Below are 19,371 nucleotides of genomic sequence, written 5' to 3' on the forward strand. Positions count from 1 at the left end.
CTCACTTGCCGAGAACCGCGCGCATCACGTCCCGTGCGATCGGCGCCGCGTTCCCGCCGCCGCTGATCTCGCCCCGGTGCGCCGAGGCGTCCTCCACCACCACCGCGACCGCCACCTGCGGGTCCAGGGAGGCTTCGGCCTGCGCCCAGGAGACGAACCAGGCGTACGGCACACCGGAGTTGCCGATCCCGTGCTGCGCGGTACCGGTCTTGCCGCCGACCAGGGCACCGGGGATGGCCGCCCGCGTACCGGTGCCCTCGTGCACCACGTCGGCCATCAGTTCCTTGAGCCGTTCGGCGGTCGAGGCGTTCATCACCTGCCGCACCGGATGCGCCCCGCTCCCGGCGACCGTCTCCCCGCCGCGCCGGGTCGTGCGCTCCACCAGGTACGGCGACCGCAGCTGACCGCGGTCCGCGACGGCCGCCGCGACCATCGCCATCTGCAGCGGCGTGGCCCGCGTGTTGTACTGCCCGATCGAGGACAGCGCCAGCTGCGCCCTGTCCACACGCGTGTCGAAGGTGCTCGGCGACACGGAGAAGGGGATCCGCAACCCGGGGTCGTTGAACCCGAACGCCCGTGCCGTGGCCTCCATGTTCCGCACCCCGACGTCCACCCCGAGCTTGGCGAACACCGTGTTGCAGGACCACTCGAAGGCCGACCGCAGCGAGGCGTCCCGGCAGCCGTCGGCCTCGTTGGTCAGCCGGGTCGTGGTGCCCGGCAGCCGGTAGGGGTCGGGGGAGTCGGTACGCGCGTCCACGTCGGTGACCAGCCCCGCGTCCAGCGCCGCCGCCGCGGTGACCACCTTGAACGTCGACCCCGGCGGATAGGTCTGCCGTACCGCCCGGTTGAGCATCGGCTTCTCCGGGTCGTGGTTGAGCCGCGCCCACGCCGAGGCCACCGCCTCGCCGTTGCCGGACAGCACCCCGGGGTCGTACGACGGACTGGACACCAGCGCCAGGACGCGGCCCGTGGTGGGCTCGATCGCGGCCACCGCGCCCTTGCGTCCGGCGAGCCCCCGGTACGCCGCCTCCTGTGCCCGCCGGTTCAGCGTGGTGACGACGTTCCCGGCCGGACCGGGTCCACGCGTCATGTCGTTCCACAGCGGCAGCGGCGACAGCATCGGATCCGTGCCGGAGAGCACCCCGTCCCCGGCGTGCTCCAGGAACGTGGTGCCGTACGACTGCGAGGCGAAGCCGGTGACCGGCGCGTACAACGGGCCGTTGCGGTAGCTGCGTTCGTAGCGCAACTGCTCGCCGGTGTCCACGGAGCCGGTGACCGGTTCGTCGCCGACCAGGATGTCGCCGCGCGGCTGACCGTAACGGGCGATCGTGGCACGCCGGTTGGCGGGGTTGCCGTCGTAGACGCCCGACTGCACCACCTGCACGCGGGCCGCGTTGACCAGCAGTGCCGTCAGCAGCAGGGCGCTGAACGCACTGGCGTGCCGGATGTAGCGGGCCATCGGCCGCCCGCCGCCGTAGTCGCTCACGGTGCCTCCCGTCCGTCGTACTGGCTGCGCGCCGAGTCGCTCACCCGGATCAGCAGCGCCACGATCGCCCAGTTGGTGACCACCGAGGAGCCGCCCTGGGCGAGGAACGGCATCGCCATGCCGGTCAGCGGGATCAGCCCGGTGACCCCGCCCGCGATGACGAACACCTGCAGCGCCAGGATCGAGGCGAGCCCGACCGCGAGGAGCCGGCCGAAGGGCTCCCGCAGGGCGCGGCCGGCCCGGTAGCCGCGCTCCACCAGCAGGGCGTACAGCAGGAAGATCGCCGCGAGGCCCGTGAGCCCCAGCTCCTCGCCCGCCGTGGCCAGGATGAAGTCCGACTTGGCGGCGAAGCCGATGAGGATGGAGTGGCCGAGCCCGAGCCCGGTGCCGAGAACTCCGCCCGCCGCGAAGGCGAACAGCGACTGGGAGAGCTGGTTGGGGCCCTGCCCGGCCTCGATGGTGGCGAACGGATGCAGCCAGTCCTCGATCCGCTGGTTCACATGCGGCTCCAGGCGCCCCACCGCCACCGCGCCGAGCACGGCGAGCAGCAGCCCGACCGCGATCCAGCCGGTGCGCCCCGTGGCGACGTACAACAGCACCACGAACAGCCCGAAGAACAGCAGCGAGGTGCCCAGATCCCGCTCCAGGACCAGCACTCCGACGCTGAGCAGCCAGATCGTCACGATCGGCCCGAGCACCCGCCCGGTCGGGAACTGCAACCGCCACAGCCTGCGGCCCGCGTACGCGAGCGCGCTGCGGTTGGCGGCCAGATAGGCGGCGAAGAACACCGCGAGCAGCACCTTCGCGAACTCGCCCGGCTGGATGGAGAATCCGGCGACACGCACCCAGATACGGGCGCCGTTGACCGCGGGGAACCCGATCGGCAGCGCGAGCAGTCCGAGCGCGGCGGCCACGCACACGTACGCGTACCGCTGGAGCACCCGGTGGTCGCGCAGCACCAGCACGACGGCGATGAACAGCCCGATCCCGAGGGTGGACCACTCGAGCTGGGCCGGGGCCGCCTGGTCGCTTGGGGTCTCCAGGTCCAGCCGGTAGATCAGGACCAGTCCGAGCCCGTTGAGCAGCACACCGATCGGCAGGAACAGCGGGTCGGCGTACGGCGCCCGGACGCGCACCACGAGATGCGCGAACAGCGCGAGCACGGCGAGCCCGGCACCGTAACCGACCGCGCCCGGCGGGACGGTACCGGTCCGCGCCAGGCCGACGGCGCAGTAGCCGTACACGGAGAGCAGTACGGCCAGCAGGATCAGGGCGAGTTCGATGCCACGGCGCCGGGGGAGGCGTACGGCGGGTGCGGGAGTCTGCGCCGCCGCCACGGTGGTTCCGGCCTTGGTCATGCCCGGAACCTACCCAAATAGGGCGGCTTGTGTGGGGTGCCCACCGGCACCAGCGTGGCGCGGACGCGCCGGGTCCTACCGCCCGTCCGCCACGGGCAGGACCAGCGTGGCAACGGCCCCGCCGTCCACCGCGTTGCCGAAGAACAACCGCGCTCCCAGCACCTCCGCCTGCCCCGCCGCGATGGTCAGCCCCAGCCCGTGCCCGGTGGCCCCGCCCTCCGTACGGAACCGCTGCGGCCCGTGAGCCACGAGATAGTCCGGATACCCGGCCCCGTGATCACGTACGGTGACCACCGCCCCGTTCACCGTCAGAACCACCGGCGGTGCCCCGTGCTTGTGCGCGTTGGCCACGAGGTTCCCCAGCACCCGCTCCAGCCGCCGCCGGTCGGTCTCCACCCGCGCGTCGGCGAGGACGCGCACCTCCGTGTCGGTCGCCGAGGCGCGCACCACCCGCCGGGCCAGCGCCCCCAGCTCCTCGGTGTCCACCGCCGGCTTCTCCCGCCCGGTGTCCAGCCGGGAGATCTCCAGCAGGTCCTCGGTGAGGGTGCGCAGCGCCGCCACCCGGTCCCGCACCAGCTCGGTCGGCCGGCCCGGCGGCAGCAGCTCCGCCGCCGCGTGCAGCCCGGTCAGCGGGGTGCGCAGCTCGTGCGCCACGTCCGCGGTGAACCGCTGCTCGCTCAGCAGCTTGCTCTGCAGGCTCGACGCCATGGAGTCCAGGGCCGCCGCCACCGCGGCCACCTCGTCCTGCGGCCGGGACGGGTCCTTGGTGAGGGGGTCGTCGACGCGGGCGTCCAGGTCGCCCGCGCTGATCCGCCGGGCCACCCGGGCGGTGCCGTGCAGCCGCCGGGTCACCCGGGTCACCGCGAACACGCCGACCAGCACCGTCGCCCCGATCGCGAGCCCCGACGACCACAGGATCGAGTTGTCGAGCCCGGCGATGGTGCGGGACTGCTGCGAGTAGTCGACCGCCACGGCCAGCGCCCGGTGCCCGGCGACCGGGCCCGCCGCCCACATGGTCGGCCGTCCGTGGTGGGCGGAGACCATGGTGCCGCGCTCACCGGCCGCCGCCAGCGTCCGCAGCGGCGCGGGCAGCCCCTCGGGGTCCACCCCCGCGTTCGGCAGCAGCGTGTCGCCGGCCTCGTACGCCTGGGTGGCGTCCGCGAGGCGGGACAGGGCCAGGCTGCGAGCCTGGCCGACGGTCTGGTTGGTCACCGAGACGTGCACCAGGACGCCGAGCAGCGCGGCCAGCGCGCAGCACATCACCGTGATGAACGCGGCGGCCTTCACGGCGAGCGGTCCGGCCCAGCGGGGCAGCGCGACCCTCATCGCGCGCTCGCGGAAGAGGCGGCGGAGGAGGCAGCGGGGGAGGAACCGGAGGCGGACGGCGAGGCGGACGGCGAGGCCGAGGGCTTCTTGGCGTGCCGGCCGTCACCGGTGTGCAGGTACTCGTCGCGGGAGAACACCATCGCCCGCTGCCCCGGGTCCCACACCCAGGTCGTACGGTACTCGTAGCCGGAGATGTCGGCCGGTGAGCGCTCGATCAGGGACCGGCCGGCCAGCTCCACCCCGAGGATCGCGTCGTTGTCGGCCAGCACCTGCACCAGCCTGTGCTTCTCGACGGTGTAGACCCGCACGGCCGTCTGGTTGGTCGGGTACAGCCGGAAGCCGAGCGTCATGTCGTTCCGGCCGTCACCGGTGAGGTCCCGGTAGTACGGCTTCAGCAGCGGGCAGCGGGCCCGGTCGGCGCCGGGCCGGCAGTACTTCAGCCGGTCCACGGTCCCGTGGTACGCCCCCTTCGACCCGTAGTCGTCCGGATGCGCCTTGATCTCGGCCTCGACCACGTCCACCGGGTCCGCCGCGCGGATGTCGTCGCCCGGGACCGTGACGCCCTTGACGACGGCCCGGGTCGCCACGTCGTAGGGGTAGGCGGGGCTGGACGCCGGGCGCAGGCCGGGCCAGAGCCTGGCGGGGCTGATGGCGGTCGCCGTCGCGCCCGCGCCCCGCAGCCCGCCGGAGTCCCCGCAGGCCACCGCCGTCGCCGACAGCAGGGCGACGGCGGCCGCGGTGACGGCGGTGCGCGCGGGACGGCGGGCTGGCACGGTGCTCCTGGGGTGTCGGGGTCGGTGGGGGCCCCGTACACCTTATGTGTAGACGAGGAAATTCGTATGTAAGTCCTTTTTGCACCCGTCAGGGTGACGCTGGAAGAGAGGCTACTCGGCCAGTTCCTCCAGCAGCCGCACGGTCGACAGCCCCGCACGCAGGTACTCCACGAACAACTCGTTGTGCAGCGCCCACGCCGAGCGCCGGGCCCGGATCAGCTGGATCACCTCGTCCGGCGAGGCGCGCCCGCGCTGGACCAGGGCGTGCGCGACGACCAGGCCCGAGCGGTTGTACCCGTGGTAGCAGCGCACGAGCACCCGTCGTCCGGCGTCCAGCGCCTCGTTCGCCGCGCGGGCCAGCCGGATCACCCCGGCGAGCTGGGTCCCGTCCAGCGGGCCGTCCGGAATCGGCCACACATGGTGCTCGACCCCCGGATCGGGGCCGTACCCCGGCAGTCGCAGCAGCGTCTGCACCACATCGAACTCGTCTCGTACGACGGCGAGCTCCGGCCGTCCCGAGCGGCCCCGGAACTCGTGCCCGCCCATCCATAGGCCGGGCACGATCTCGTTCCACGGGCTCTCCGGAGCCGGTACGTCGGGCTGCTTTCCGCGGATCCGCAACGGCGCCTCCCCAACTCCCCCTCGCGGGGCCGCCCTCCACGGTAACCGGTCTTGCCCCGGGAGCACCCTGCCTGTTCCCATGGTCGAGGGGTGATGGCGCATGAGCACACTGCGCGTGGTGCCGGCCTATCGGCACGGCCGGGAACGGCTGTACGTCTGCCGCCCGGACGGATCGAACGTCGCCTGGTACGACCGTGAGACGGGCCGGGTCAACCTGCTCGGCGAGGGCTGCGGCGACGACGTACTCGGTGCCCTGAAACCGTTTCTGACCGGCCCGGTGACCGTCGGCCCGCCCCCGGTGCCGACCCCCGCGGAACTCGTCCGGCTGGCCCTGCATCCCGACGACGACCTGGCACCCAACCGCCCCGGCGAGGCCCTGCTCGTCGCCCTCGACCGCGACCCCGGCCCCGCCCACCGGCTGCGCCCCGACCCGCGCCGGCGCGCCCTGGCCGCCGAGGAGACGGTCGGCACGGCCCTGGACGGCCTTGAGGGCGCCGGCTGGCACACCCTGCACTCCATCGTCCTGCCCGGCGGCGACCGCATCCACCATCTGCTGCTGGGCCCCGGCGGCCTGTACGCCGTACACGCCCTGTACGCCCGCAAGGCCCGGGTCCTGGTCGCCGACCCGATGGTCCGCGTGGGCCGCCGCGAGGCCGAGCCGCTGCTGCGCCGGCTGCGGGCCCTCGCCGACCGGGCCTCCCACGCCCTGACCGCCGAGGTGCGCCCGGTGCTGGCCCTGGCGGGCCCCGCCGAGGTGACGGTGACCGAGCGGCCGCGGGCGGTACGGATCGTGCAGGACACCGAGCTGGCGGGCCTGGCCCGGTTCGGCGGGGTGCTGAAGCCGGCGGACGTGGAGGCGCTGCACGGGATGGCCAGGGACCGGAACACCTGGGGGAGGCTGTAGGTCAGGGGAGGGGCGCCGCCGCTTCCGCGTCCAGCAGGGGTGCCATCAGGTCCCCCAGGTCCTGGAGCCGCGGCGCGAGGTCCTCCGCCCGGAACTCCAGCTGGTCCGGGCTGCGGCAGTCGGCGACCTCGTCCCAGGTCACCGGCGCCGAGACCAGCGGGGCCCGGCGGGCGCGCAGCGTGTAGGGCGTGGCCGTGGTCTTGCGGGCCGCGTTCTGGCTCCAGTCGACGAACACCTTCCCCGGCCTGAGGCTCTTCGTCATCCGGTGCACCACCAGCCGGGGCATCGCCCGCTCGGCCTCCACGGCGAGCGCCTTGGCGTACTCGCTCGTCCGTTCGGAACCGCCCCCGCGCACCGCCGCCAGCAGGTGCAGCCCCTTCGACCCGGCCGTCTTCGGGTACGCCTCGATCCCGTCGGCCGCGAGCCGCTCGCGCAGCCAGAGGGCCACCTCGCAGCAGTGGACGACGTTCGCGGGCGCCCCCGGGTCGAGGTCGAAGACCAGCCGGTCGGCCTCGTCCGGGCTCTGCACCAGCCACTGGTGGGTGTGGAACTCGGTGACCAGGTTCGCCGCCCAGACCAGGCTCGGCAGATCCTGTACGACGACCATCCGGGCCGGACCGTCCGCCGAGGACCGCGGCACCTCGGCCGTGGTGACCCACTCGGGCGTACCCGGCGGCACGTTCTTGGTGAAGAACAGCTGGCCCTCGGGGCCGTCCGGATAGCGCAGGAAGGACACGGCCCGGTCGCGCAGATGCGGCAGCAGCACATCGGCGCTGGTCGCGTAGTAGTGCACCAGCTCCGCCTTGGTGAAGCCGGTCTCCGGATACAGCACCTTCTGCAGGTTGCTGAGCGCGACCCGCCGCCCCTCCACCTCTGTGATAGGCGTCATACGATGACAATCCCAGACAAACCGCTGAAAGCGGTGGAATCGGCCTAGGGAAGGGTGCGGCACGTGCGGTCGATATGGAACGGCGCCATCTCCTTCGGGCTCGTCAGCATCCCGATCAAGCTGGTGAACGCCACGGAGAGCCATGCGATCTCCTTCCGTCAGATCCACACCGAGGACAACGGGCGCATCCGCTACCGCAAGGTGTGCGAACTCGACGACCAGGAGGTCGGCCAGGGCGAGATCGGCAAGGGGTACGAGGACGCTGACGGCACGATCATCCCGATCACCGACGACGACCTCTCCCACCTGCCGATCCCGACCGCCCGCACCATCGAGATCGTGGCCTTCGTGCCGGCCGACCGGATCGACCCGCTCCAGATGGGAGCGGCGTACTACCTCGCCGCCGCCGGCGCCCCGGCCGCCAAGCCGTACACCCTGCTGCGCGAGGCCCTCAAGCGCAGCAACAAGGTCGCCATCGCCAAGTACGCGCTGCGCGGCCGGGAGCGGCTCGGCATGCTGCGGGTGGTCGGCGACGCCATCGCCATGCACGGCCTGCTGTGGCCGGACGAGGTCCGCGCGCCGGAGGGCGTGGCCCCCGACGCCTCCGTCAGCATCCGGGACAAGGAACTCGACCTCGCGGACGCCCTGATGGACACCCTCGGCGAGGTCGACCTGGAGGACCTGCACGACGAGTACCGGGAGGCGCTGGAGGAGGTCATCGCCGCGAAGGCCTCCGGCGAGGCCCCGCCCCAGGCGCCGGAGCCGGCCGCCGGGGGCAAGGTGCTGGACCTGATGGCGGCACTGGAGAACAGCGTGCGGGCGGCCCGGGAATCGCGCGAGGCGCCGGCCGCCGCAGCGGCCGAGGTCAGATCCCTGCAGCGGAGAGCCGCGCCGAAGACGACGGACGGCAAGAAGTCGACGTCCACGGCGAAGAAGACCGCCGCCGCGAAGAAGGCGGAGCCGGCACGCAAGTCCACGGCCAGGACCGCCAAGCCGACGACGGGTGCGAAGAAGGCGGCGGCTTCCAAGGGCACGGAGAAGAAGACGACAGCGAAGAAGACCGCATCACGCAAGCGGTCGGCTTGAGGGGCCCCGGCACCGTTCGTCGCGGGCCGCCCCACCGGCATCCGCAGCATCACGGCGACCGCCGTACCCAGCAGCACCGCCTCCACCGCGAACACGGTTACCGTCGGCGCGGGCAGTGTCTCGGACGGCACCTCGGACAGCACCTCGGCCGGCAGCGGACCGAGCCCCGCTCCGAGCACCATGGCGCAGGAGGCGAGCAGCGCGCCGAGCGGGCGGCGCGCGGGGCCCGCGACATCGCTCACCGCGGCCACGCCGACCGAGACCACCGCCCCGACCGCGACACCGGCGCGCTCCTGACGGTCACGTAAGTGTGAAATGCCCGTATTTGTCCAGGTTGAAGAGAAAGGGAGGCGGGTGACCGCCTTCTGGTGGGTGATATGCGGCCGCCGAGTGAGGCCGGAAAACAAGGCCTTCCGTTTTGCCTCACGGAGGCGTAGGTTCCGTTTACCCCGCGACGGCGCCTTCAGGGGCGCTGGCCCGCCAGTTCCGGACGGCGGGCCGCGCGGGGGCCAAGCGCATGGCCGAGGCCGACGCCGGCACCACTTCAGCCGGCGGGCCGACGGGCCTTTTGGGACAGGGTGTCTTCAGCACACCTGTCGTTACCGCAGCACCGGTCACCGGTCGTCGGCGGCCGGGCGGAATCCTGTCTCAGTCCATCGGATATCCGATATCGGAAATGTCCTCCGCGAGGTCTGCCAGGACGATCTCCGGGTTCAACGCACGGGCCACTTCTTCGGTCAGAGAGCGCGAGGAGAAGACGTGCCGAACGGCTTCCAGGCTGACCGGAACCTCGTAGTAGTCCTCGGCCCACCGCTGGAACGCCTCCGGCGAGCGATCGACCAACAGTTGAAAGAGGTGCCCGGCGCCGTCGGGATCTCCCGACGCCTCGCCGGGAAAGTCGATCGTCCCCGCTGCCCAGCCGCCGTCGCCCGTCTCTCGCCACATGCACGCCGTGACGAGAGGCATCCCGTCCTCATCCGAGAACGCCGGCTCCTCCACGCACGGCCGGAAGGCCTCAGGGACCTCATCGAGCACTCCTGGCCATGGCCCGTCCTCCGCATAAGGGCTCATAGGTGATTCGTGAGCGAATCCCCGGACGTAGGCACCGGCGGGCGAGAAAACGATCGAGTACTCGTCGCCCGATCCGTTCCGCATCGAGGCCATCGACTCCCTCTCGGACCAGTGGTCGTCGAAGGAGTGGTACCGGTCCGCCCACTCAGGGCTAAGGACCGCCTCCAGGACGGCCAGCGAGCGGCAGTGCTCTCGCAGGACTGCCACCTCCGGCAACTGCCGAGCAACGTCATGAACGGTCACCCGCCCATCCAAGCGCACGCCTCTGAACGCGTGGAAGATGCCCGTCTCCCGGCCGGGAGGGCCGTCACAGCCGTCACGTGGTGCCGCGCGCGCGAAGGAAGCGGCGCCCCAGCCTGAGGATGAAGCCCAGAGCCGTGAGTGCCAGTACGAAGTTGAGCGCGTCGAAGACCTCTACGACGAGGTGGGGCGCGCGCAACAGGCCAGGCACCCTGGCGCAGATCATCCCCAGGCCCATGACGAAGGGGAACCATGACCAGAGGAGCCGCATGCCCTCATCGGGGGACTCGGTCTTCCGGACGCGGGTCCGTTCCCACCACCGGCCGGCGAGGCCACCGAGGACCAGCGCACAGCCCAACACGACCACGGACCAGTCCATGAACCGCAGCATCACGTCTCCCTCGATCCGAAAGGGATCTTCCTGCGGCGGGTGACCGTGGGCAAGGGTCTTCGGCGAGGGTCTTCGGCAATGCCTCGACGCTCGGCAGGACGTCGCAGCCCATCGAGCAGGCCCGGCCGACCGGGCCGACCGGCCCGGGCCTGGCCGGCCCGGTCGGCCGGCCATGCAGGCCAACCCCCTGAGTGGCCCACGGATTTACGATGGAAATGGACCGTACTCCTGGGCTGCTCCGTTCCTAGGGTCGGAGACATGACGACGAGCGAACAGCAGTCCGGCCGGCGCTGACCGGACCGGCCGGCCGCGTCCTGTGGCCCCCGCCGAGGTGATGTCGAACAGTCCTTCCATCCCTGCGGCATTTCCACCGAAGAGACACATGCCCGAGGAGACAATTCCCATGAAAGCGATCGTGGTGACGGACCAGGCTGCGGGAACGGCCGGGATGACGCTGGTGGAGCGGCCCGAGCCGCAGGCGGCGATAAACGACGTCGTCGTTCGGATTCATGCGTCGGGATTCGTCCCGACCGAGCTGGAGTGGCCCTCGACCTGGACCGATCGCGTCGACCGTGACCGGACACCGTCGATCCCTGGGCACGAGCTGGCCGGAGTGGTCACCGCCCTCGGCTACGGCACGACCGGACTGTCGGTGGGGCAGCGGGTGTTCGGCATCACGGACTGGTACCGCGACGGCACCCTGGCCGAGTACGCGGCCGTCGAGGCGCGCAACCTCGCGCCGCTGCCGGGCGAGGTCGACTTCACGGTGGGCGCGAGCCTGCCGATCTCGGGCCTGACCGCGTGGCAGGGACTGTTCGAGCACGGCCGCCTTCGGGCGGGGCAGAGCGTGCTCGTGCACGGTGCGGCCGGCGCAGTCGGGTCGATGGTGACGCAGCTCGCGCGTGAGTTCGGTGCGTACGTCATCGGCACCGGACGCGCCGCCGACCGTCAGACGGTGCTCGACTTCGGCGCGAAGGAGTTCGTCGACCTCGAGAACGACGGCCTGGAAGAGGTCGGCGGCGTCGATCTGGTGCTCGATGGCATCGGCGGCGACATCGGGAAGCGGTCCGCGGGCCTGGTTCGGGCCGGAGGAACGCTGGTGTCCATCGTCGGCCCGCCGGAGGCACGACCCGCCGACGGCCTGGCGGTCGACTTCGTCGTCGAGTCCGATCGCGCCCAACTGAGCGAGATCGCCCGCCGGGTGCAGGACGGACGACTGCGGACGAACATCGACAACGTCTCGGCCTTCGACGATGCCGTCTCCGCCCTCAATCCGACCGAGCGACGCAAAGGAAAGACGATCATCCGCATTCGTCCATGAGGACGCCTTTGCGGATGAGCGACAGCAGCGTCGGCATCGGCCGATCGATGACTCCCCGCAGGCTTGACGCGGTCACGTACGCCGGATGACCAGCACGGCCACGTCGTCGAGGTGGTCCACCGCGACCGCGGCGTCGAGGAGGCGGTCGGCGGTCTCCTCGACGCTCAGTCCGTCGTGGAGGGCCGCGCCGATCAGTGTCCCGGCTCGCTCCAACCCGGCGTCCAATGTGAGCCCCGGTCCTTCGACCACGCCGTCGGTGACCATGACCAGCGCGGCACCCTTGTCCAGCGTGAAGATTCCCTTGCGGTAATCGGCGTCGGGCAGGACCCCCAGCACCGGGCCGCCCGGCAGCTCACGGACGCTGTGACAGCCGTCGTCGCGTGCGTACAGCAACGGCACATGACCGGCGCTGGCACCGGTGACCCGTCCGTCGTCCGGGTCGATGTGCAGCATGGTGCAGCTGGCGAAACGTGTCGCGTCCATGGTGACGAGCAGCTCGTTGGTGCGTGTCAGCACGGTTGCGGGATCCGGTTCGCGGGCAGCTATCGCGCGCATCGAGGCGCGCACCTGTCCCATGGCTGCAGCGGCGTCCACGTCGTGCCCCTGGGTGTCACCGATCTCCACGGCGACCGCACCGTCAGGCATGACGAAGGCGTCGTACCAGTCTCCGCCGATGTCCAGCCCGTCCTGGCTCGGCCGGTACCGGGCGGCGACGACCAGGCCCGGCAGGTGCTCGGGCAGCGTGGGGAGCATGGTCTGCTGCAGCGCCGTCGCCAGCTCGACCCGTGCCTCCTGCAACCTGACGCGTTTCAGTGCCTGGCCTGCGAGGTCGGCGAGAGTGGCCATGAGGGCCCGCTCATCCGGGGACGAGTGGTGTTCGCTGTCGTACGTCACCAGCCAGGCCGCGAGCGGCTGATCGCCGACCGGGTCGAGGGAGGCGATCGAGATGGCGTAACCGGAGTCGAGCTCGTCGAAGTACGGCACCATGGCCCCGTGCGGCCAGCGGCGGATGTAGTCCTCCCGGTTGGGTATGAACTGCGGCTCGCCGGTGCGGATCACATGGGGCAGCGCGCTGGGGGCGTCCAGCGGCAGGCCGTGCAGGGCGGCCACCGGCATCGGGATGCCGGCATCGGAGGAGACGCGCAGGCGGCCTTCCGTGCTGAACGCCAGCGCGGCACCGGTACCGCCGAAGGTCGCGGCGAGCCGGGTCAGGACGACCTGCTGCACCTCTTGCTCCGTGACTGCGGTCATCACGGCGGAGGCGAAGGCCGCGATCTCGGCGGCTCGCTGCCGCTCAGCACTCAGCGCGACCAACGCTCTGCGCCGGCGCGCTTCCCCCTTGGTGTCGTCACGGATCACTCCGAAGACCCGCTCAGGGCCGCCGTCCCCCAGCTGGATCCGGCGGGCCCGGCAGGCCAGCAGGTGCCAGCCGTCGCGCTCGGTGAGGAATCGCAACGTGATCCAGGGGGACCGGGCGGCGGTCGAACGCGCGAGCCGCCGCAGAGCCCCGCGGTCGTCAGGGTGGACTCGCCGAACCACCCTGGACAACGGCATGGAGGCCTCCGGGAACAGCGTCGCCAAGGCGGGCGCGCCACCCAGCCACTCCAGCTGGTGCTCCTGGGGTGAATACATGCACAGCCCGAGATTCGCGGCCGCGGCCGCCAACCGGAACGGGATCACCAGACCGCCCAGGTCGTTGCCCGCGTCCAACGAGCGCATCCGCACCAGCGGTTCGCCACCCGCAGGATCTTTCACGGGTCGCGCCTCGACCAGGCAGACGACGGGTGCGCCCGCCCCGGGGAACTCCAGCACCCGCATCACGATCGTCTTCGTCGTGGCGGCGTGGGCCACGAGACTCTCGACCGCAGTCCGCTGGCTCACCGGCATCAGATCAACCAACCCACGACCCACGCACTGCTCAACCGACCTGCCCAGAGCCCTGGCCATCGCCGCATTGAGGCTGCGCACGACACCGTCCACGGCCAGGAGAGCCGAAGGGCCACCGCTTCGAACGAACTCGCCCGAGGCGTCCATCCGTGACTCCTTGGAACGCACCAAAAACCGCCTCTCAACCATCTTCGCGTAATTTGTCGCGATGTCTCCGCGAAGGGTGGTGGCCGACGGGTGAGCGGGAGACAGCGAGACTGTCGCCCGCTCGTTCATGTCGGCATCCGCCCTGGTCAGCACTTGATTGCTGCTGATCCTGGGCGAGTGCCCCCGACAGGATTCGAACCTGCCCACACGGCTCCGGAGGGTCCAGCGGTCTCGGGGGGACCACGCCACGAGCCTGCACGTCGACGCAGACGCTTGGCGTGGACAGCGGGCAGGCTGTCGTCTTGACGCCGCTCGACCGCCGCCGGACCGCCGTGTCATCGGCGGCGCACCCGCTCCCTATGGCCCTATGGCACCACCGCAATCCTCATGCGTCCGCCGTCGTTGATGTCAGGTGCCGGTTTCAGCGATTCAGAGGCGGCCGGATGGGGCCGAGTAGCCGTGCGTGGCTTACCGGGTCCGCCGGCATAGGTCAAGTCACGTGATCTCGTGCCACGCGATCCAGGGGCATGACGCGATTCGATTTCCGGGATCCCATGGGGATACGGCTCACAGAGAGCCAGTGGCCCGTTCGCACCGTCCGGAACACTCCTGGACATGCGATTTACGGGACACACCTTTCCCCTATTCGTACAAGAAAGTATGTGGCAGAGATGTTTCCCACTTCCGCCCATCCCCTATGCGTCGAAGCGACCCTGGACCCCCGGCTCACCCGATGGAAATGGCTGGTGAAGTGGATCCTCGCCATCCCGCACTCCATCGTCCTGTTCTTTCTGTGGATCGCCTTCCTGCTGCTGAGCATCGTCGCGTTCTTCAGCATCCTCATCAGCGGTCGCTATCCCCGACCGCTCTTCGATTTCAATGTCGGTGTCATACGCTGGAGTACGCGAGTCAATTACTACGCCTCCGCAGTGCTGGGCACCGACAGGTATCCGCCGTTCACTCTCAAGGACGTGCCCGGCTACCCGATCCGCGTCGATGTCACCTATCCCAAGCGGCTGTCCCGCGGGCTGGTTCTGGTCAAGTGGCTGCTGGTCATCCCACAGTTGCTGGTGATCGCGATATTGATGAGCAGCGGCGGGAGCGTGTGCCGGTACCTCGACCACTACAGTCCGTTCTCCTCCGGACTCATCGGCCTGCTCTCTCTGATCGCGGTGGTGATCCTGACGTTCACTGGTCGCTACCCGCGGGGTCTGTTCGACTTCCTCATCGGCCTGCTGCGCTGGACGCTGAGGGTGCTCGTCTACGCGTTTCTCATGACCGATACATACCCTCCGTTCCGGCTGGACATGGGAGGGAGCGAGCCCATGGCGGCAGCGACACAGCCAGCGAGCGGCGGGTGAATCTCCGTCGCCGGCCAAGAGCCGGCGCTCGGCACTTCCCCATGGCCCGCCGGTCAACGACCTGAGAGTCCAGGCGAACCGTCGGGGTGTCGTGATTCGTGAGAACGGCGGAGACCGGCCAACGTGGAGGACGTGGCAGCGGAGCGGCAAGGGTGAGCGGCCGCTCCGCCGGCTGCTGTCCTCTGGCGCGGCGGTCGGTCAGCGGCGGGTCAGAACCGCCTCGGGCGTCACCACCAACCTCCTCACAGTCAGCCGTGGATGTCAGAAGTCGCCCGGTGAGCGTCGGCTCGAGTCGGTGGCGCCGGCGCCTCCCAGCAGTGCGCCTGCCGCACAGCCGTGGAACCGGGCGACGAAGTCGAGCTTCGAGCTGGCGGCGAGCGGCGGTGAGGTCCGCCAATCAACCGAGACGATGTTGGCGTACCAGTGCTGGTGTTCGGGAGCTCGACACATGTCCAGCCCGGATCAGCCAGGTTGAATCGGACCCCAGGAAAACCAGGGGGCTTCGTCGTTGCCGGACTTGACTTTGCCGTGCCAAATCGATCGGTCTACGGTTGTTTTCGAGATCTCCCTGACGTCCACAGCCTCAGTCGATGAGGAGGCGGGGCTCGGCGAGCGACCTCGCTCCGACCGGAGCGACCTTGCTCCAACCGGAGTGACCTTGCTCCGACCGCGGAACGAAGGTCAAACGCCGCGGCTTTCTTCAAACCAAGGCGTCGTTCGGTAGGTGGAAACACGACTGGAGCGAGAGAAGAGATCATGACAGCGACGAAGAAGATCCTGGTCATCGTCACCAACATCGGTGAATACGAGAAAGTGGGCATGCGTACGGGGCTGTGGCTGGGGGAGCTGACCCACTTCTGGGACGTGGCTGCTAAGGGTGGTTACACCATGGACATCGCCAGTCCTCAGGGCGGCAAGATCCCGCTGGATCCTGAGAGTCTTTCCCATGAGGTCCTGGCGGAGTTCGGCACCGAAAAGCGGTACCGGGACCGAGCGTTCATGGATCTCCTGGAAGACACGCGGAAGATTTCCAACGTGCATCTCGACGACTACGACGCGATCTACCTCACGGGTGGACACGGAGTGATGTTCGATTTTCCGCAGACCCCTGAACTGGAAGAACTGATGGCGCGGTTCTATGAATCGGGGCGCGTCGTGTCGACGGTCTGCCATGGAGGGACTGGACTGCTGAATGCCTTCCTGAGCAACGGCGATCCCCTGGTGAAGGGGAAGCGGGTCACGGGCTTCTCCTGGCCCGAAGAGGAACTGGCGAACCGGGCAGACGCCGTTCCCTACAACCTGCAGGAGAGGTTGAAGGAACTCGGGGCCGACTACAGCACGGCAGACGAACCCTTCGAGTCGTATGTGGTCGAGGACGGCCGGCTGATCACGGGACAGAACCCTGGTAGTGCCAGGGGAGTGGCGCAGGCCGTTCTGAAGCAATTGACCACGGCCTGAGAGCGACGCGGCGGCCCCTTGGGTCGTGTCGGTCTGCAGGTGGCCTCGCTCATAAGCGGTTGATCCCGAAGGGCCGACTGCTCTTTGCCAGGGCTGACCAGGGCGAATGCACCAAGACCCTGTCCACGCCTCGTGCACGGACCCCGTCACACGGCCACTTCCGCCGGCGTTGTCTGCGTATACGAGCCGCCGTCCCGGCGCGGGCCCGGCAGTGGTACGCCGGGCGCTCGCGCCTCGGGGACGGGATGCGGTCAGCCCGCCTTGGCGAGGGCCGGGACGAAGCGGGCCGCGTCGATCGTTCCGACACCGGTCGCCATGTCGTAGCCCTTCACCGCGGTGTAGCCGGTGACTCCCGCATAGGTGTTGTTCGTGCCGTCCTTCACGTCAACGATCCCGGTGGACGGGTTCGACGAGGACTTCGCGTAGAGCGAGTACAGGGCCTTGTGGATGTCTCCCAGCCGGTGCCCGGCGACCTGGTCGGCCAGGGCCACGATTCCTGCGAAGAGCGGGCTGGCCTCGCTGGTGCCGACGTAGACCTCCCAGCCGACCCGATTGGGGTCGTAGCTGGAGTACACCCATCCGCCGCCCTTCAGCGCGGCGGACATGGAGACGTCCGGGGTGCTGCGGTGACTGCCGGCCACCCCGTTCTGATACGAGGGACGGGCGAAGACGTGGGACTGGCCGCCGCCGCTGGCGCCGTGGTCGTTGTAGACGCTGTCCGGCGCGATGCGGTTGCCGTTGGCGTCCAGGTGCAGCTGGGTGCCGCCGACCGAGACCACCAGGGGGTCGTCGGTCGGCCAGGCGTTGACCCGGTACGGATACGTGGTCTGGCCGTTCGAGGTGGTGTCGGTGGGTCCGCTGTCGCCGGAAGCGTCGGTGACGGTCACACCGTGCTTGGCAGCGTCCTTGTAGGCGTACCGCAGGTTCTGGATGCTGGAGAAGTCACCCTTGCCGAAGCCGGGGAAGTTGTTCTCCGCCACGCCCCAGCTCTGGCTGATCACATCGCCCACGCCGCGGTCGATGAGCGACTTCTCGGCGTCCATGACCTCCCGCAGGCCGGTGGTGCCGTCCCCGATCCGGCCGACCCCGGTCTCCGCCAGGACGATGTGCGCGTCCGGGGCGACGGCATGCGCCATCTCCACGTCGAGAGTGGTCTCCCCGGCCCAGCCGAGCTGGTCGGCGTCGCCGGGATCGAAGCGCGGGACGTTGCCCCACTTGACCACGTCGACATGGGTGCTCTTCATGCCGAATCGGGCGCTGTAGACATCCAGGTCCTTCTGGATGGTCGGCGAGCCGAACGGATCCACGATCACGATCGTGCGCCCCTTGCCGGTCACTCCAGCCTTGTACAGCGGGTTCAGGTTGTACGCCTGGCGGTACTGGAGCGCGTTGTAGCAGTCGAACCCCCACTGCTCCCGGCACTGCGCAGTGGTCATCAGACTGCCGGGCGCGCTCTTCGACTGCTGCCCGGCCGCCGGCGCGGGCTTGACTTCCTGCGCCGGTCGCACGGGTGCAGCGACGGCGACAGAACCAGACAAAAGTCCCGCTACCGCTGCGAAACTGGTGAGGCTGGTGACCCAGGCTGCGGCGACCGCAGTGCGCCGCCGCGCATGAATCCTGCGCATGGATGCTCCTCGTAGGTGGACTAGACCACGCTCGGCCGTGGACTGCGATCCCACCCCGAGGCCCTCCCTGAGGCAAGGGGGTACCCCTGTGTGGCTTGTCACTGCTTCGTCCGCTTCGATCCCCTATGTCCATCCCGAGCGTGCCCCGCACGGCCCGGCCAACCCGCTGAGGGCGCTCACGCCGGCCCGCCTGCCGCATGGCTTCAGCCCAGGTGACGGCGGGGCCATCGACGGGTTGGGCTTTCTCCTGTGCAGCCGCGACCGGCTTGATGCCTGCTAAATCGGTTTACGAGATAGCTCCTGATCTGACTGTTTTATGAGATACATCACGATCTGACCGTCGAAGGGTGGGCGTCGCTTGAGCGGGATCGGGCGCCGCTGGCGCCGGACGCGGCGTTACGTGCTCATTTGGTGACCGAGCGGAGCGGTTGGTGGCGTCGGGAGCCCCCGGAAGGGCGGCCGGACGCAGGTGACGGTCCGTCGGATGGGGCAGCTGACCTCGACGGACGCTCCAAGATTCCGTCCGTGCCTCCTCCGCAGACCCCGACATGCGGCCGCTTCGGTCCGTGTACGCCTGCAACAAACGCGAAGACCCCGGCCTCAGCGTTTCCGCTGGTGACGGGGTCTTTGGGCACCTCATACAGGGTGCCCCCGGCAGGATTCGAACCTGCGCACACGGCTCCGGAGGCCGTTGCTCTATCCCCTGAGCTACGGGGGCGTGTCGGCCGTGGAGCTCTTCGCTCGCGGCGACGGGTAGAACACTAGCAGGTCCGGCGGGGTGATCAGGAACGCGTTTCCCCGCTGGGGGCAGGGAGGCCCCTGGTCTGGGCGGAACGGTGTCCACTGCGTGGGCGGGGTGGGTCCCCTGTACGGGGTGGAAGTGGGGAAAACCCGGACGCGGTGGCCGGTCCGGACCTACTCTCGACTTGTGCCAGGCGCCTCCGGTCGGGTGCTTGTTGTGGACGACAACAAGGTCATCCGGCAGCTGATCAGGGTCAATCTCGAACTGGAAGGGCTCGAGGTCGTGACCGCGGCCGACGGTGCCGAGTGTCTGGATGTGGTGCACCAGGTGCGGCCCGATGTCGTGACGCTCGACGTCGTCATGCCCCGGCTGGACGGCCTGCGCACCGCCGCCCGGCTTCGCGCCGATCCCCGTACCCACCACCTGCCTCTCGCCATCATCAGCGCGTGCACGCAGTACGAGGTGGACACCGGCCTCGACGTCGGCGTGGACGCCTTCCTTGCCAAGCCCTTCGAACCGGCCGAACTCGTACGGCTCGTCAAGCAGCTGATCGAGCGCGGGAGCGGTGAGGACGGGGGAGAGGGGCAGGGTGGAGTGCGCGGCCACCGAGGCGGGGGTGGAGGCGGAAGCGGGACCGGCGATGGCGACCGGGGCGGGGGAGAGGGCGGGGGTGGAGATGCCGATG

General features: G+C 70.0%; 15 protein-coding genes, 1 tRNA gene and 2 pseudogenes. 6 read left to right on the plus strand and 12 right to left on the minus strand.

The window, feature by feature from the left end; all coding sequences use genetic code 11:
* Position 1: 1 nt before the first annotated feature.
* From AB0D93_RS14975 to AB0D93_RS14995, 5 genes are all read right to left on the minus strand, one after another.
* Entirely contained in the window at positions 2–1,459 is a 1,458-nt protein-coding gene (locus AB0D93_RS14975; protein WP_362119154.1) for a penicillin-binding transpeptidase domain-containing protein, read from the minus strand.
* Positions 1,460–1,482: 23 nt separating this feature from the next.
* Entirely contained in the window at positions 1,483–2,844 is a 1,362-nt protein-coding gene (locus tag AB0D93_RS14980) for an FtsW/RodA/SpoVE family cell cycle protein (protein WP_362118846.1), read from the minus strand.
* A gap of 75 nt (positions 2,845–2,919) precedes the next feature.
* On the minus strand, positions 2,920–4,170 hold the full coding sequence (locus AB0D93_RS14985; protein WP_362118849.1) for a HAMP domain-containing sensor histidine kinase: 1,251 nt from the start codon (positions 4,168–4,170) through the stop codon (positions 2,920–2,922).
* Positions 4,167–4,943: a hypothetical protein gene (locus AB0D93_RS14990; protein WP_362118852.1), complete on the minus strand. Its 777-nt coding sequence runs from the start codon at positions 4,941–4,943 to the stop codon at positions 4,167–4,169. The genes AB0D93_RS14985 and AB0D93_RS14990 overlap by 4 nt, the downstream gene beginning before the upstream one ends.
* A 111-nt stretch (positions 4,944–5,054) precedes the next feature.
* Positions 5,055–5,564: a protein phosphatase gene (locus AB0D93_RS14995; RefSeq protein WP_362118855.1), complete on the minus strand. Its 510-nt coding sequence runs from the start codon at positions 5,562–5,564 to the stop codon at positions 5,055–5,057.
* 100 nt (positions 5,565–5,664) lie between these two features.
* On the opposite strand from AB0D93_RS14995, the gene AB0D93_RS15000 reads away from it, so the two are divergent.
* Positions 5,665–6,468, plus strand: coding sequence for an NERD domain-containing protein (locus AB0D93_RS15000; protein ID WP_362118858.1), 804 nt, complete (start codon positions 5,665–5,667; stop codon positions 6,466–6,468).
* A 1-nt stretch (position 6,469) separates the two neighbouring features.
* On the opposite strand, the gene ligD is transcribed toward AB0D93_RS15000, so the two are convergent.
* Positions 6,470–7,357, minus strand: a complete 888-nt coding sequence (gene ligD, locus AB0D93_RS15005; RefSeq protein ID WP_362118861.1) for a non-homologous end-joining DNA ligase — start codon at positions 7,355–7,357, stop codon at positions 6,470–6,472.
* A 63-nt stretch (positions 7,358–7,420) separates the two neighbouring features.
* Between ligD and AB0D93_RS15010 the strand changes: the two genes are divergently transcribed.
* Complete coding sequence (locus AB0D93_RS15010; RefSeq protein ID WP_362118864.1) at positions 7,421–8,443, plus strand: Ku protein; 1,023 nt, start codon at positions 7,421–7,423, stop codon at positions 8,441–8,443.
* A 2-nt stretch (positions 8,444–8,445) separates the two neighbouring features.
* Here the strand turns inward: AB0D93_RS15010 and AB0D93_RS15015 are convergent.
* The 3 genes and pseudogenes from AB0D93_RS15015 to AB0D93_RS15025 form a co-directional block, all read right to left on the minus strand.
* A pseudogene (locus tag AB0D93_RS15015) lies at positions 8,446–8,727 on the minus strand (MFS transporter); the annotation flags it as partial.
* Positions 8,728–9,091: 364 nt separating this feature from the next.
* A complete protein-coding gene (locus AB0D93_RS15020; RefSeq protein WP_362118867.1) occupies positions 9,092–9,757 on the minus strand; it encodes a hypothetical protein in 666 nt (221 codons plus the stop codon).
* A 73-nt stretch (positions 9,758–9,830) separates the two neighbouring features.
* Complete coding sequence (locus tag AB0D93_RS15025; RefSeq protein ID WP_362118870.1) at positions 9,831–10,145, minus strand: hypothetical protein; 315 nt, start codon at positions 10,143–10,145, stop codon at positions 9,831–9,833.
* Between the two features lie 403 nt (positions 10,146–10,548).
* On the opposite strand from AB0D93_RS15025, the gene AB0D93_RS15030 reads away from it, so the two are divergent.
* On the plus strand, positions 10,549–11,466 hold the full coding sequence (locus AB0D93_RS15030) for an NADP-dependent oxidoreductase (RefSeq protein ID WP_362119157.1): 918 nt from the start codon (positions 10,549–10,551) through the stop codon (positions 11,464–11,466).
* 72 nt (positions 11,467–11,538) lie between these two features.
* Here the strand turns inward: AB0D93_RS15030 and AB0D93_RS15035 are convergent, their stop codons facing one another.
* Positions 11,539–13,839, minus strand: coding sequence for a SpoIIE family protein phosphatase (locus tag AB0D93_RS15035; protein ID WP_362118873.1), 2,301 nt, complete (start codon positions 13,837–13,839; stop codon positions 11,539–11,541).
* A 332-nt stretch (positions 13,840–14,171) separates the two neighbouring features.
* Here AB0D93_RS15035 and AB0D93_RS15040 point away from each other — a divergent pair, with 332 nt between their 5' ends.
* A complete protein-coding gene (locus tag AB0D93_RS15040) occupies positions 14,172–14,861 on the plus strand; it encodes a DUF4389 domain-containing protein (protein WP_362119160.1) in 690 nt (229 codons plus the stop codon).
* Positions 14,862–15,617: 756 nt separating this feature from the next.
* The gene (locus AB0D93_RS15045; RefSeq protein WP_362118876.1) at positions 15,618–16,319 is read left to right on the plus strand and encodes a type 1 glutamine amidotransferase domain-containing protein; all 702 of its coding nucleotides are present in this window, start codon (positions 15,618–15,620) and stop codon (positions 16,317–16,319) included.
* Positions 16,320–16,570: 251 nt separating this feature from the next.
* On the opposite strand, the gene AB0D93_RS15050 is transcribed toward AB0D93_RS15045, so the two are convergent.
* Positions 16,571–17,755, minus strand: a complete 1,185-nt coding sequence (locus AB0D93_RS15050; protein WP_362119163.1) for a S53 family peptidase — start codon at positions 17,753–17,755, stop codon at positions 16,571–16,573.
* Positions 17,756–18,590: 835 nt separating this feature from the next.
* A tRNA-Arg gene (locus tag AB0D93_RS15055) sits at positions 18,591–18,662 on the minus strand.
* Positions 18,663–18,872: 210 nt separating this feature from the next.
* Between AB0D93_RS15055 and AB0D93_RS15060 the strand changes: the two are divergent.
* Positions 18,873–19,244, plus strand: a pseudogene (locus AB0D93_RS15060) (response regulator); the annotation flags it as partial.
* Between the last annotated feature and the right edge of the window lie 127 nt (positions 19,245–19,371).

It is taken from the genome of Streptomyces sp. NPDC048191, assembly GCF_040652655.1.
Classification (GTDB): Bacteria; Actinomycetota; Actinomycetes; order Streptomycetales; family Streptomycetaceae; genus Streptomyces.